This is a genomic window from Staphylococcus sp. HMSC070D05 (genome assembly GCF_001815595.1).
Taxonomy (GTDB): domain Bacteria; phylum Bacillota; class Bacilli; order Staphylococcales; family Staphylococcaceae; genus Staphylococcus; species Staphylococcus hominis.
Window position 1 is genome coordinate 20949 of the sequence record NZ_KV821148.1, and the last position, 14758, is coordinate 35706.

The window sequence follows — 14758 nt, forward strand, 5'->3', positions numbered from 1 at the left end:
AATTTTAGCGACAAAGCTAACGCTACGTTAAAATGCGATAGAATTCGTCTGACTTAAGACGGATTTATAAAATATATTATACAAAATTAAGGAGCGTTTATTGATGTCGAAGCAAAAATTTATGATATATTTGCTAACTACAACTTTGGTTTTACCAACATTTACGTCTAGTGTTGCTCAAGCTGAAGAGAATACAAAACAAACTAAAACATCTGAATCGAATCATGAGGATTCAACTTCTACATCAGAAACAACACGTATTGAAAGTAATGAAACGTCATCTTCAGAAGAATCAACTTCTGATAGCTCTGATAATAATAAAAAACAAGAGTCTCAGTCAAAAGAAAGTCAATCAGACACAACTTCAAATGAAGATGCATCCTCTCATTCTAAATCATCATTAACACATTCGAAAAATAATAGCTCATCTCATACTAAAGATGAAGATACGTACCATACACCATTATCTGTATTTAACATTAATGATTCAAATCATTCATTCTCATCAAACTTTTTAGATCCTAGTCACTTTGAAAATGGCTTCAGTTTAACAAGTTTAATTTCATCTTTATTCCATTTTGATGATGATATTTCTAAATATGAACATGTTAAAAGTGATTCATCTTCATCTAATACTAATGATGACAAAAATGCAACGAATACAACGTCTTCAGATGAAGATAGTACTGAATCATCACATCAACGCACAACAATCGATGCATCATCTCAAGACGTATCTGATAAGTCAAATAGTCATGTCACATCATCAAATCAATCTGATGTATTAACAGAAAATAGTCAGTCAGATCAACCTTCTGAATCATCATTTAAATATAGTAACAGCAATGACAATCATTCAACTGATGATTCCAGCGTAAGCAAAGCTTTAGATTCATTGAATCAATTAGCTTCAGATTTAAATGATTCTAGTAATAATGAGTCATCAACATCTGACAATAACGATCAATCAACATCACAGCAAACAACAAAGAACACAACATCTCAGGAAGAGCAAGCAACATCTAACAAAGACAGTCAACAATCAGAGGATGTACTAGATGCGCTTCTTGATAAATATAGTGATAAAGCACAACAAACCCATAAAGACTATACATCATCTAAAAAAGACAGCACATCTCAAACATCACAAAATGAAGGTTCAAAAAATAGTAAAGCAACAACTCAAAATCAAACATCTACAAATAAAGACAACCCACAATTGCCGACGGAGAAGCAACTAAAACATAAACAAGAAGCACCACAATCATTTGAAAATGATTTTAAACAAAGTAATACACGTGCTATAAGTTTATTCCAAGATGTACCAAGATTAGATGGGAATAATGTTACTAATGGAAACATGGCAGTGGTAGAAAATAAAGCAACACGTGAATTTATTACATCTATTGCTAAAGATGCGCATAAAATTGGTCAAGATAATGATATTTATGCTTCTGTAATGATTGCGCAGGCCATTTTAGAATCAAGTTCAGGTAATAGTTCACTTGCACAAGCACCAAACTACAATTTATTCGGCATGAAAGGTAGTTATAAAGGAGCTTCAGTTAACTTTAATACACTTGAAGCTAGTAGCGATAATACGATATTTAGTATTAATGCTAGTTTCCGTAAATATCCAAATCTTAAAGCGTCACTAAAAGATTATGCTCATTTAATTAAACATGGTATTGACGGTAATCCTACAATTTATAAATCATCTTGGAAAAATGTTGCTCCAACTTATCGTTCAGCAACACGTCATTTAAGCCAAACATATGCAACTGATCCAAACTATGCAACGAAATTAAATAGCTTAATTGAACATTATAATTTAACTGATTTTGATAAGAAACATATGCCTGATTTAGATAAATATTCAAAATCAACAGGAAGTAATGGCACAGATGTTTCAGGAAATGCATTTAAGCCATTTTCAATTTCAGATGTTTCTTCACCATATCCATATGGTCAATGTACTTGGTATGTGTACGAACGTGTTCAACAATTTGATAAACATGTAGGCGGTCAATGGGGCGATGCACATAACTGGGATAATAGCGCTGAAGACGCAGGTTATAGTATAAGCACAACACCTAAAAATCATACAGCAGTTGTATTTGAAGCAGGTCAATCTGGAGCAAGTGCATTATATGGTCACGTTGCTTTTGTTGAAAAAGTCAATGATGATGGCTCAATCATTATTTCAGAATCAAATGTAAAAGGATTAGGTATTGTATCTTATCGTCAAATTGATGCCGATACTACCTCATCTCTACACTATATTCAACCTAAATAAGTGCATAACAAAAGCCATTGATTTTCAAATCAATGGCTTTTTTATTATGAATATACTAATACTTGGGCAATTAACAAACCACCACCAAAGATAAATACAAAAGCGACAATTGGCCATACAAATTTAAACCAATGTGAATATTTCATATCCAACATTTGTAATGTAGCCATAATCAATCCTGTTGGTGCTAAAAATAGCATCGCATATTGTCCAAATTGATACGCTGTCACAATTACAAATCGAGGAATACCTACTGTATCAGCAAGCGGAGCAAAAATTGGCATCGCAAGTACAGCTAATCCTGATGATGAAGGAATAATAAAACCTAAAAAGAAAAAGATAATAAGCAATGTGATAATAAATAGTGGCCCATTGACATCTTTAACAAGTGATGATGAAAAATGTAATACTGTATCTGAAATCAGCCCATCATTCATAATCATGTTAATACCCCGTGCAAGACCAATGATTAATGATACACCCACTAAACTTGATGCCCCATTAACGAATGCATCAACTACTCTTTTCTCACCTAATCCATCCTTACCTAATCCGGCAATCAGCATAATCACAATGGTAAAGGCTAAAAACATAGACGCCATTATCGGGAACCACCATCCCTGAGTCATGACGCCCCATACCATAATTGGAAAAGGTAAGATAAATAATATTAAAATAATTTTTTTACGTAAGGTGAAAATACTTTCTTCACTATTATTCTTAATCACTGACCATTGTCTTTCAAACTTCACTTTATCTTCATAAGTATATGATAATTTTGGATCTTTCTTGATACGCTTTGCATACCAGTATAAGTATCCAATCGTAAAGATGGCTGCTACAACGAGTCCAGCGATACGCCAATATAATCCATCTACAAATGTTGTTCCTGCAGCATTAGAAGCGATTACCACTGAAAAAGGATTAACTGTTGAAAATGTACTACCAATAGAACTTGCAAGGAAAATAGATCCTACGCATATAATGGAATCATAACCCATCGCTATAAATATAGGTACAAGCACTGGATAGAAAGCGACTGCTTCTTCCTCTATACCACACAATGTTCCACCTAAAATCATTAAGATAGATACCATAAAGACCAGTAAAAATTCATGACCCTTAGTTTTTTTAGTTAGTGCTAATAATCCGGATTCAAAAGACCCACTCGTTTGTACGACTCCTATTAAACCACCAAGCACAAGAATAAATACCATGACATCGACAGCTTCAATGGTCCCATTTACCATGCTTGAAGTAATTTGCTCGAGGCCAGCTGGATTTTGTTCCAAGCGCTCGTAAGTTCCAGGAATTGATATGGGTTTATTGATAGCACCTGATTTAAATTGATTCACATCAATTTTGACACCTAATTTATCCAGTTGAGCTTGTGTTCCAGGAACTGTTGTGGTTTTATGATGTGCATCAACAATCTTAAATTCGTGAGCGCCTGCATGATAAGAAAGCTTAGCATAGGCACCTGCTGGCACAATCCAAGTTGCTAACACCGCAATCATGGTTAAAATAAATAATATTGTAAATGCACCAGGCATTTTTAATCGAAACCGTTTTTTCTCTTTTTTATCAGATGCGGTATACGATACGCGTTCATTGTATTCCATGCTCTCCACCCCTTTAATCTTAATCACTTCAACATGTACTACGTCATAATTACAATGTAGTTATTTTAAAATTATTTTTTTACACTTTAAGTTTATGTCTAATGCATAGATGATTTAAAGTAAATTGATTATTATTCATCTTTTACATATGTTGAGTTATCAATTTAAATATAACAACTCAACATATAAAAATAGAGTAAATAATTAATGTTCAATGGCATTAATTATTTACTCATACTCATACTTATTTGGTTTAGTTATTAGATTGATGGTGTTTACGTTTACGACGACTGAACCACACAAGCGCACCGCCTGCAATAGCAATCACTGCTGCAATTGGAACCCAGTTTTTCTTAATAGCTTCACCTGTGGCTGGTAACGATAAATCGCCATCACTATTAAATAAACCGCTAAGTAAACCATCATCGCCTAAATGACCTAATGATAAGCCTTGTGTTGGATTAGGAATATCACTTATACCGTCAAGTAAGCTGTTTCCATTTGTTAATCCATCAAGCAAACTACTACCTGAAGGAAGATTGCCTAATAAATGACTTCCTGTTAAACCACCTAGTAAATCTAATCCATTACCTAATAGATTTGAATCACTTGTGTTACCCGTAATACGATCTAATAATGATGGTCGATTCACAATAGGATCAAGAATATAGTTTAATCTATTTTTGGCTTGACCTAAGCTGTTTTGAAGTTGTAATAAGTCATTGGCTTTACCGTTAATTGTACTTTTCACTAAATCTAAAGCATTTGCTTTATCAGATTGTACTCTTGAAATAATATCAGCTAAAGCATTCGCTTTTGCTTGGTTTAATTTTGTTGCTAACATTGTTTCAATGGCTTGTTTACGATTAGACGTTTTATCTAAAATATCATTTAAAATATCATCACTAGACACAAGACCATGTTGATTAAATGCTTGTTTTAAGCGATCAACAATTTGTGAATTTGTTAAATGGTCATTTACTAATCGTTTCGCAATAGTAGCCGCTTCATTTTGCCCTAAACGTGTAGATAAGATTGTTTTTAATAAATCTTCTTTATTAGGTGCTTGTTCTAACATAGATTTTAAGATGTCATCACTCGTTGTTGAAGTCAATCTATCAATCTGTTTCATAATCTGATCTGCAATTTGTTTATCAGATTGTCCCTTTGTTTTAATATTTTTCAATATGTGTTGCGCTTCATTTTTGCTAAACACACTGTTTAATACATCTTCAGCTGCACGTTGTTTGTCAGAGACTTGTTGCAAACGATTAAGAATAATATCACGGTTATTCTCTATATTTTTACGTACAGTTTCGATGTCATTATCAATAGCTTGTTTATCTTTTTTCGCTAAATCAGCTTGATTTTGAATTTTATCACGTAAATCAGATAATTGATCTAATTTGCGATTGATATATAAATGACTGGCATCATCTTGACTATTTTCAATTTTAGCAATAGCTTGATTAATTTTTTCAGTTTCAGATAATTGGTGATTCACTTTATCAAATTGGTGATATCGTGCATCTGTATCTGAGTCTTGTTCTTTATTAGTATTGTTTAATTTAGCTAATTCATCTAATACATGATGGTTTGAATTAGAATGTGTTGTGTCTTCTGTTGTTGGCGCTTCTTGAGTGCTAGATGATTCAGTTGTCGTCTCTTCGGTACTCTTTTCATCACTTGGTAATTGTTTTGAATTGTTTTCTTTTGAACTTTTGATGTCTTTTTTAGCGCTATCAATATCATTTTGAATACTATCTAATTTATCAACAATAGAAGTTTCTGATTTAGAAGATGTTGTTTGATTTGAAGGATTCTCTGTTGTTGGAGCTTCTTTTGGTGATTCTTCTGTAGTGGGTTCTTCTTTCGTTACTTCATTAGTTGTGTTTTCAGAAGGTTTTGATTCAGAAGACGAAGATTCATTTGATGTTGGTGTATCTTTTTGTTGACCGCTATCAACTTTATGAGATAAAGCATCTAAATCTGATACGATGTTATCTAATTCATTTGATATATCAGATGTATTATCAGCTGAAGTGTCGTTACTTGTTGTAGCTTTTTCTTCTGTTGAAGCATCTTGAGTGCTAGATGATTCAGTGCTATTATCCTTGTTTGAAACATCAGTTGTGTTTTCTTGTGCCGTTGCTTTATTTTCTTTTTTCGCTTCTTTGATTATATTTTTAATTTCAGTCTGATTTTTAGCACTTTCAATATCTTCTTTATAACTTTTTAACTCAACTGCACTTAAATTTTTTAATTGCTTAATGTCTTTTTTCGCTTTATTCATTGCATCTTGTAAATCTTTCTGAACATGTGTTGTAGTTTCAGAAGTTGTTGTTTCCGTATCTTGTGTTGCTGCAAATGCGTCTCTAGTAAACCCATAACCTACAAGTGAACTACTTAATATTAAAGCTGAACATGACACTTTTAAATACGAACTTAACTTCGACATTTTACGATTTTCGTTTTGCGTATTTTTATTCATTAATGCCACCCTTTTCTAGTGATATTCCATTTCATTATATAATATTTTACATAAAACTTGAATGTCTTATTATATTTTTATTTATTCGTTTTCATCAAAGACTAAACATCATTAATTATTATATTTTTAAGCGTTTGATATTCATTTTTCGAATATTTGTTACCTCTACTGAATACTGATATTGACCCGTTAAATCAATCAGCGATAAAAACTTATGATGTCCTGCGCCTGTATCTATAGATAATTCATTTTTCTTTTTATAAATGTCATCTTTTTTTAATCCATAGCGATAATTCGGTACATGGCCATGAACTAGATATTTATTTTTAGGAATCTGATGATTAAGCAAATGTGAATAATGTCCAGTAGTATATTCTTTAATCTGCTTATTCAAAGGTTTACTGGTATCTATTCCTGCATGTGCAAAGATATAATTACCAATCACTTCAACAGCAGATAATTCACGTAAGAATGCATGCCAACGCTTAATCTTTTTATCTTTACTATTTAACCAACGCATTTCATGGTTACCTGCTAAAGCAAGCGCACCACGTCGTTTTAACTTTTTAACTAATTTTAATGTTCCAAATGAATCCGGTCCATTATTGACATAATCCCCCATAAGTACGAGCTGATCTTTTTTTGGATTATATTTTGCTCGTTTTAAAAGTATGGAAAGGGCTTTTCGATGTCCATGAATATCAGAAATCACAAGTAGCCTTTCTGACATGTAAATCTCTCCTTAAATGTAAATGCTTTATGTTGTAAGACTTATTATTCAAAATTGTTATTACCCTTAATTTTCAATTTAATACATAAGAAAGTAACAAAATGTTTATTCAATCCTCTACTGATAATACTGTATATTCCATTATAATGTATCAACATTAACTAACTTTAAACAATTTATTAACGTAACCTCAAAATTCTTTCTTTAATATAAACAATAGAATAGAAAAAATTTATATATTTTGGGGAATTAATTTATGAATACAAAACAAATGATGATTTTTAAAAATTTTGTTGAATTGCAGAATGAAAATGCTGTTGCTGAAAAACTGGGGATAACGCAACCAACTGTAACATTTCATCTAAAAAATTTAAATAACGAACTTGGAATACCCTTATATTTTAAAAAAGGGAAATGTTTCAATTTAACAGATGCTGGAGACTTACTTTATCGTAATTCTAATAAAATGCTAAATTTAATTGATGAAACAACACATATGATTGAAGAATTCAAACAATCCAAACGTGGAATTTTACGAGTTGGAGCAAGTCATGCACCTATTTATAGTATTCTTCCTACCACTTTAAAAAAATATATGCACGATTATCCAAATATTGATATTAATTTAATTGTAGATACTGCTCCTATGATATTAAAGAAAATAAAAGATAGAGAGATTGATATCGGTGTTATTTCAGAAAAAGGATTCAATGAAAAAGAATTGAAAGTGAAACGTCTTCAAGAAAATCCACTTGTTATCGCAATGGATAAAAGACATCCTTTGGCTTCAAAAACAGACATTTCATTAGAAGATTTAAATGCGTATCGCTTCGTTATTCACAGTAGTGGTTCAACACGAGAAAGTATTGATGATTGGCGAAAAAACAATTTTATTGATTTAAATGTTCATATGGAATCAAATAGTATTAGTAGTATATTAACAATTATTAAAGATTCTAATTATCTGAGTCTTGTAAGTCAAAGCACCTTATTCCATCATCCTAATATTATTGGCAAGTCATTAAAAGAAGGCCCACCTTCAAGCTATATCTCTATCGTTTACCGGGCAGATCATCATCTCACTTCTCTTATTCAAAACTTTATGACATTAATCTATTCTTTAAAAAATGAAAGTATTTAAACGTCAATGATATACAAAGATCATTTATATAACCAAAGGAGTAGAAAACAATTCTTGTAGATTTCATTTTCTACTTTTTTTAATTATTTTATTAAATGTAAATTTCTTATAAATTTTATTAATAAATAACTATAAAAATAATAACATTTTTACATTATATTAATAAATCGCTATAAAAATTTGTCTATTCCTAATATAATAAAATTAAGAGAACACCGTTTTCATCAATTTTGATATGAAGGAGGCTGAGTTGATGCTTATACTTTCTATTATTTTACTAGTAGTTGGTATCATACTCATCTCTATTAGTAGCTTCGTCGCATATAGACAAGATATTGATCTTAGAGAAAAAATATATTTACCTGGCGTTTTATTTGTACTCATCGGTGCAATTTGTCTTATCGGATATTTCGTAGCTTAAATTTATACATAAGTTATAAGGAGTATGGCAACAGATACTAAATGAAATGTTGTCACACTCCCTATATTTTTCAATAGTCATTTATATATCATATATATTATCGTATTACATTTTTTCTACGTGGTAAAAGTAAAGCGACTATAAGGGCGATGATTCCAATGGTCGCAATCATTATAAATTGTAATGTAAAATTAGATAATGGTTGAATAAGAATCATCAATAATGGCGCAATGGCTGTTCCTAAAAACAAAATAAATGTATTAACGGATAAGAAGAAACCTTGATTACGATTAACAACCATGCCTACTTTTGAAATCGTCGATGGAATTGCAAACGCAATACCTCCTACAAATATTACACTCCATATCACCAATAAAATAACATTTGTAGTGAAGCCCATTAAAATAAGAGAAACGATACTAACAATTAATGCTCCTACAATCACTTGTTTAACTCCTATTCGCTCACTCATACGACCTGCTAATAATGAAAGTAACATCCCAATAATACCAAAGAGTTTAGCATTAATTGCTGTTGCTTCCGAGCCACCCACAATATCAGAAGTAATATAATGATTAAAGATTGTATACATACTAATGAACATGGTAAGTAAGGATAAAGAAATAAGATAACATAATATGACTATTTTATTATCTTTAAAATCTTTAAAGTTTTTGAAGAAACCTACTAGTTTAATTTGAGGATTTTTCACTGGACTTTCTGGAACGAATTTATAAATGAGTATTGCTATAAGAATGTAGAGTAATGTCAATATGAAATAAACCATATGCCAATTAGAATAACGTACCACAATTTCACTTAAATTTTGCCCTATCACACCAGATAACATAAAACTTGTACTAATGAAACTAATCGCAGTCACACGTTTTACTGGTGAATACGTTTCAGTAACATAAGTAATAGATACGGGTGAAAAAGCTGCCGCACATATACCTTGAATTGCACGAAGAATAATAAGTAGTGTGAACGAGTGAATGAAACCTATCAGTAAACATATAATGACGAGTCCAATAAGTCCAAATAAAATCGTACGAATACGTCCAAATTTTTCAGAAATTGTACCATAAAATAGACAACTTATTGAATACGTAATTGAAAAGATAACACCATTTAGAGAGGCAACAGCATTTGAAATGCCAAAATCTTTTGCGAATACCGAGGTAAGGGGTAAAGCAGTATATAAACTTGCCATAACAATAATACCCGAAATAAAGAAAATTGTAGTCATTCGATTATAATGCATCGATGTTTCCATAATATAACTCCTTTCATAGATTTTTTCACAACAGTACTATTATGACACGTTCAATATAGTTTCTAAAGTGTACTGATTAACACTTTCTTATAAAAAGATATTTATCTAACGCTTTTTATTGACTTTACTTATTAATAAGCATATAATTTCCAGTATAAAAATTATACTTATTTTATTATAAAATAATTTAACTAAAAAAAGGAGTACTTATTAATGATCTTACGTTATGCTGCAAATTTAAAACTTGCAAAAGAATTATATGATTCATCAAAACCAAAATTACAAGGTAGCCAAGAAATGATTGATACATTTAAAAATGTATTTGGTTTACCAGAAAAATCAGTTAAATTAGCAGGTACAGTAGAAGCTACTGCTGCTGCATTATTTGCTGCAAGTTTCTTAAACAAAAATATTTCTCGTTTAGGTTCTATTGCAACATTTGGTGTATTAGGCGTTGCAGCTTACAAACACTTTGAAGCTGGTCACGGTAAAGAAGGCGCACAACACGCTTTAGATTTACTTGGCTTAGCTGCTTTAAGTTTTGCTGATACATTCGGTAAAAACTAATTCAATACTTATATAAATAAAAACGTTCAGCGTGAATGCATTACACATTTGTGCTGAACGTTTTTATTTAACTTTTTTTAACGTGACTTTTATACTTAGTTTAACTAAAAAATATGATATAAAGGAGCGTTTTGATAATGATATTACGTTATGCTACCAATTTAAAACTCGCTAAAGATTTGTATGCCGCTTCAAAACGTAAACTTACCGGTAACCCTTATACTAAACAACTATTTACACAGGATTTTGAGCTATCGGAACATGCAATGAAATTAGCAGGTGTGATTGAGTTCATTGCATCGGGTTTGTTTGCCACAAGTTTCTTGCATAAAAATATCTCTCGCTTAGGATCACTTGTCACGTTTAGTGTATTAAGTGTCGCAGTATACAAACGCCTTGAAGCAGGTCATGGTAAGGTTGGCGCACAGCATGCTTTAGACTTATTAGGTTTAGCTGCACTTAGTCTTATCGATACATTTTCTAAGAAATAATAAAGAGCGCATGGGACAACAAATACAATATGAATGCTGTCCCATTCCTTTTAGTTGTATTTATGTAATATACTTTTAGAGATGTGACATAACGAGATATCTTCAGGATGTTTATCTAATCTATCTTGATGTTCGTCTGCACTTTTAATATAACTTTCTAAAGGACGTACTTCCACAACGATTTTATCTCTATCTGAACGTTGTTGAATGAATTGTTGTGCTTCTTTAAGATGGCTCTCAATTTCACTATAAACACCTGTACGATATTTAAGTCCTTTATCTACGCCTTGTTTATTCAGACTGTATGGGTCTATGATTTCAAATAAATAATGCATTAAATCATGAATTGAAGTGATATCAGGATTAAATACGGTTTTGACACATTCAACATAACCATCATATTCACCATCAAGTCGCTGCGTTTTACCATTTGCACGCCCTGCTTCAGTAGACATAACGCCCGGCAATGTTTTAACAAATGCTTGTACACCCCACAAACACCCTCCAGCTAGATATACTGTTTCCAATGTATCACCCCTATTTTTATAATTCTTTTACTAAATTATACCAAGCTACATTTGCATGATTAGAATCTGATAATCCTTTATTAATATATCCATGCGATTCATAAAAACTTACTAAAGTATCACGACAAGTGAGAGTGACTCCGAAACGTGCATGTTGCCTTGCTATATTCTCAAAATCATTTAACAGTTGCCCTGCAATGCCTTGATTTTGAAAATCTTTCGCTACAACTAAATCGAGTACACTTAAATAACCACCCATATCGGGGTTGGGTCTAATCGATGCAAATAAATCATCTGTAATAAACTTATTCGAAATAGTTGGACCATTAATATAACCAACGATTTGATTGTTTTCTTCTGCAACAATAAACGTATCCGGAATGATTTCAATACGCTGTTTTAAAGCTTGAGTTGTTGTTGCTTCTTCTTTAGTAAACCCTTCATTTTCTAATTGAATTAAACTTTCTAAATCATCTGTCACTACATTTCGAAAATTCATGTTCTACACCCTTTCAATGTCATCATATAGTTTTATTTAATAGCGATTTATCCTTTCAACTTTTAAGTGTATGACAAAACTGTCATATAGATGATAGGGAATATTAAGGTTGTTTTTTTATGAATATGTTAGTTTATAAATGTACATAGGTATGATTATTTTGAAAAATAAAATCATTATCTTTATGTATATAGAATGATCATTACTAAGAACTAACTACCTTTGACTATACATCATTTTAAATAGGTATTTGGTACAACACTTATAGCATCTTCATTCATTTTTCTCACATCCTAGCAGAATATTGATTAACAATATCATTATCATATACCTCATCAACTTATTGATTCAGAGAACGATACTAATTAATCATGACCAAAACAAATGACTCATTACACCTAGAAATGATTACAACATAAATCAGGGTATTAACTATAACATGAATCACATTCCCGTCATCCTTTAGAATCAACACACAGGTTTTTATAATGTTTCAGCGCTACAGTGAAATCTACCTAAAGACAAGGTATTGGTTTCAATGGTCTTGCATAGGAAAATGGATGAAATAACGACATGCTAGAAAATAATGACAACGGTTTTAATAGTTATGTTGAAAAACAGAGCTTAATGAAACAGTGAACAACGACGACTCAACCTCATGACACTAAATTAAATGCTATTCAAACAACACGTTACTTTGACAACACGACTTATGTATCAAATCACACATCACTGAACAACTGCATTATTTAAAAACAGAACCTACACTTAGTTATCATCATTCACTATTCTTAAATAGCGCTACATATTCTTTAGTAATGCCCCTTCCTAAAGAATATGACACTAATACTTCAAAATTTAATTATTTTAGCATATTCACTCTTATACTAACCTTAGAAGTATTAGCTTTAGACGCGTTATTCCTAAAAAACATTAACTGTATTTTTCTAAGTATCTGTTACTAATACTGTAACAACATTTCTTTCATGCATTATAAAAAAGCTATTGTCCAGTTTTATAAGTCCTGGCAATAGCTCTATTTGTTTATAAAAACATTCAATTATGTCTTCTATTACACAATACGTTTACGAATAGCTCCCGAGATAAAGTCAACAATGGCTACCATAATCACTAAGCCGATTAAGATAATCCCTACTCGATCCCATGAACGTGTTTGAAGTGCAAAGATCAGTGGTGTACCAATACCCCCAGCACCGATTAAACCTAAAATAGATGCTGAACGTAGGTTTAATTCAAAGCGATATAAAATAAGGGATAAGAATGATGGTAAAATTTGAGGAATCACCGCAAAGACAAGTGTTTTAGTTTTATTCGCACCACTTGCTTTTAAAGCCTCGGCTGATGAGAAGTCTAAACTTTCAATATCCTCTATAAATAATTTACCTAACATCCCTACTGAGTGAATCCCTAATGCAAGTACCCCTGAAAATGAACCAGGACCTACTGCTTTTATGAAAATTAACGCCATAACAATTTCAGGGAATACACGAATCACACTCAAAATGAATTTAGTAATCCCTGTGACTGGTCGAACTTTTACTAAGTTACGTGCGCCTAAAAATGCGAATGGAATGCAAATCACTGCTGCAATAAATGTACCAATAACAGCAATGGCAAACGTTTCAAGTAAACCACGAAGTAAGTCTTCTCCAGCTGGAATATAAAAGTAATCCCAATCAGGATGGAATAATCCATTAAAAATAGATTTAAGAATTTCAATTGATTTAGCTTTTAATTCTAAAGCAGGCATACCTGCAAATCCCCAAACAATGATAACTAAAACAACAATGGCAATCAGCCAATGTTTAATCATTCTTTGTTTGTGTTCCTTTGATCTCACTGGATATTTCTTTTCTAACTGATGCTGTTCTCGTGTCATGCGAGTTTTTCCCTCACTTTCGAGCTGACATAGTCAATAATGACAACAATGACTAAAGTGAACAGAATAATCATCGCTGTTTTTGGATATTGGAATAATCCTAAAGTTGAATCGTAGAATAAACCGATACCACCAGCACCTACTAATCCAAGAACTGCTGAGGCACGAATATTAATCTCAAATGCAAATAATACATAAGATAAAAATGTAGACATTGTTTGTGGAACTACTCCAAACATAATCCATTTTGTCTTATTTGCACCTACTGCCGTCATCGCTTCCATTGGACCTGGATCAATTGTTTCAAGCGATTCATAGAACAATTTCGCAATAACACAAATGGTTAAAATAAATAATGCCAATACCCCTGGAATTTGTCCGATACCAAAAACGGCAACAAAGACAGCAGCTAATAATAAATCTGGAATGGTACGTACAATATTTAAAATAAAACGTGATGGAACCGTAATCCATTTTGTTTTTACAATATTACTTGCACAGAGCAATGCAACAGGAATTGATACGATGGATCCTAAGAATGTTCCTACAATAGCCATACGAATTGTGTCTAACATAGGTTTGGTAATAGTATTTAAGTAACTCCAATCTGGTGGAACCATTTGTCCAAAGAAAGAACCGATTTGTGGAATACCTACCATTAAGTCACTAAAGTTAAAGCCAGTGTATAAAAAACTCCACACTACGAGCGCAATCACTAAAAATAGGGTTAAACTAGTTTTGAAAGAGAATTTTTTATTTAAATATTGATCATATTTACCTGTAGTAGGTGTTGCCAT

The 14758-nt window shown here is 31.8% G+C and carries 13 protein-coding genes; 5 read left to right on the forward strand and 8 right to left on the reverse strand.

The window, feature by feature from the left end; translation table 11 throughout:
• Window positions 1–103 precede the first annotated feature (103 nt).
• A complete protein-coding gene (locus tag HMPREF3046_RS07920) occupies window positions 104–2296 on the forward strand; it encodes an amidase domain-containing protein (RefSeq protein ID WP_070718368.1) in 2193 nt (730 codons plus the stop codon).
• Between the two features lie 44 nt (window positions 2297–2340).
• On the opposite strand, the gene HMPREF3046_RS07925 is transcribed toward HMPREF3046_RS07920, so the two are convergent.
• From HMPREF3046_RS07925 to HMPREF3046_RS07935, 3 genes are all read right to left on the reverse strand, one after another.
• Window positions 2341–3918, reverse strand: coding sequence for a YfcC family protein (locus tag HMPREF3046_RS07925; protein WP_070718371.1), 1578 nt, complete (start codon window positions 3916–3918; stop codon window positions 2341–2343).
• A gap of 253 nt (window positions 3919–4171) precedes the next feature.
• Window positions 4172–6409, reverse strand: coding sequence for an LPXTG cell wall anchor domain-containing protein (locus HMPREF3046_RS07930; RefSeq protein WP_070718374.1), 2238 nt, complete (start codon window positions 6407–6409; stop codon window positions 4172–4174).
• A 118-nt stretch (window positions 6410–6527) separates the two neighbouring features.
• On the reverse strand, window positions 6528–7139 hold the full coding sequence (locus HMPREF3046_RS07935) for a metallophosphoesterase (RefSeq protein WP_070718377.1): 612 nt from the start codon (window positions 7137–7139) through the stop codon (window positions 6528–6530).
• A 256-nt stretch (window positions 7140–7395) separates the two neighbouring features.
• Here HMPREF3046_RS07935 and HMPREF3046_RS07940 point away from each other — a divergent pair, with 256 nt between their 5' ends.
• Window positions 7396–8280 carry a LysR family transcriptional regulator gene (locus tag HMPREF3046_RS07940; protein WP_070718383.1) on the forward strand — a complete coding sequence of 295 codons (885 nt, stop codon included), beginning with the start codon at window positions 7396–7398 and terminating at the stop codon, window positions 8278–8280.
• Between the two features lie 253 nt (window positions 8281–8533).
• Window positions 8534–8701, forward strand: coding sequence for a hypothetical protein (locus HMPREF3046_RS11370; protein WP_002449294.1), 168 nt, complete (start codon window positions 8534–8536; stop codon window positions 8699–8701).
• A 97-nt stretch (window positions 8702–8798) separates the two neighbouring features.
• On the opposite strand, the gene HMPREF3046_RS07945 is transcribed toward HMPREF3046_RS11370, so the two are convergent.
• Entirely contained in the window at window positions 8799–9977 is a 1179-nt protein-coding gene (locus tag HMPREF3046_RS07945) for an MFS transporter (RefSeq protein WP_070718386.1), read from the reverse strand.
• A 213-nt stretch (window positions 9978–10190) separates the two neighbouring features.
• On the opposite strand from HMPREF3046_RS07945, the gene HMPREF3046_RS07950 reads away from it, so the two are divergent.
• Window positions 10191–10544, forward strand: a complete 354-nt coding sequence (locus tag HMPREF3046_RS07950) for a DoxX family protein (RefSeq protein ID WP_002449545.1) — start codon at window positions 10191–10193, stop codon at window positions 10542–10544.
• A gap of 137 nt (window positions 10545–10681) precedes the next feature.
• Window positions 10682–11035 (forward strand): hypothetical protein, encoded by a 354-nt coding sequence (locus tag HMPREF3046_RS07955; RefSeq protein WP_070718389.1) that lies wholly within the window; start codon window positions 10682–10684, stop codon window positions 11033–11035.
• A gap of 50 nt (window positions 11036–11085) precedes the next feature.
• On the opposite strand, the gene HMPREF3046_RS07960 is transcribed toward HMPREF3046_RS07955, so the two are convergent.
• The 4 genes from HMPREF3046_RS07960 to phnE (HMPREF3046_RS07975) form a co-directional block, all read right to left on the reverse strand.
• A complete protein-coding gene (locus HMPREF3046_RS07960) occupies window positions 11086–11562 on the reverse strand; it encodes a peptide-methionine (S)-S-oxide reductase (protein ID WP_070718392.1) in 477 nt (158 codons plus the stop codon).
• Between the two features lie 16 nt (window positions 11563–11578).
• The gene (locus tag HMPREF3046_RS07965; protein WP_070718395.1) at window positions 11579–12061 is read right to left on the reverse strand and encodes a GNAT family N-acetyltransferase; all 483 of its coding nucleotides are present in this window, start codon (window positions 12059–12061) and stop codon (window positions 11579–11581) included.
• Window positions 12062–13133: 1072 nt separating this feature from the next.
• Entirely contained in the window at window positions 13134–13961 is an 828-nt protein-coding gene (gene phnE, locus HMPREF3046_RS07970) for a phosphonate ABC transporter, permease protein PhnE (RefSeq protein ID WP_070718398.1), read from the reverse strand.
• Complete coding sequence (gene phnE / locus HMPREF3046_RS07975) at window positions 13958–14758, reverse strand: phosphonate ABC transporter, permease protein PhnE (protein WP_070718403.1); 801 nt, start codon at window positions 14756–14758, stop codon at window positions 13958–13960. The genes phnE (HMPREF3046_RS07970) and phnE (HMPREF3046_RS07975) overlap by 4 nt, the downstream gene beginning before the upstream one ends.

Coding starts and splice junctions, on each gene's coding strand:
- HMPREF3046_RS07920 (WP_070718368.1), top strand. CDS start 104: ATGTCGAAGCAAAAATTTATGATATATTTGCTAACTACAACTTTGGTT.
- HMPREF3046_RS07925 (WP_070718371.1), bottom strand. CDS start 3,918: ATGGAATACAATGAACGCGTATCGTATACCGCATCTGATAAAAAAGAG.
- HMPREF3046_RS07930 (WP_070718374.1), bottom strand. CDS start 6,409: ATGAATAAAAATACGCAAAACGAAAATCGTAAAATGTCGAAGTTAAGT.
- HMPREF3046_RS07935 (WP_070718377.1), bottom strand. CDS start 7,139: ATGTCAGAAAGGCTACTTGTGATTTCTGATATTCATGGACATCGAAAA.
- HMPREF3046_RS07940 (WP_070718383.1), top strand. CDS start 7,396: ATGAATACAAAACAAATGATGATTTTTAAAAATTTTGTTGAATTGCAG.
- HMPREF3046_RS11370 (WP_002449294.1), top strand. CDS start 8,534: ATGCTTATACTTTCTATTATTTTACTAGTAGTTGGTATCATACTCATC.
- HMPREF3046_RS07945 (WP_070718386.1), bottom strand. CDS start 9,977: ATGGAAACATCGATGCATTATAATCGAATGACTACAATTTTCTTTATT.
- HMPREF3046_RS07950 (WP_002449545.1), top strand. CDS start 10,191: ATGATCTTACGTTATGCTGCAAATTTAAAACTTGCAAAAGAATTATAT.
- HMPREF3046_RS07955 (WP_070718389.1), top strand. CDS start 10,682: ATGATATTACGTTATGCTACCAATTTAAAACTCGCTAAAGATTTGTAT.
- HMPREF3046_RS07965 (WP_070718395.1), bottom strand. CDS start 12,061: ATGAATTTTCGAAATGTAGTGACAGATGATTTAGAAAGTTTAATTCAA.
- phnE (WP_070718398.1), bottom strand. CDS start 13,961: ATGACACGAGAACAGCATCAGTTAGAAAAGAAATATCCAGTGAGATCA.
- phnE (WP_070718403.1), bottom strand. CDS start 14,758: ATGGCAACACCTACTACAGGTAAATATGATCAATATTTAAATAAAAAA.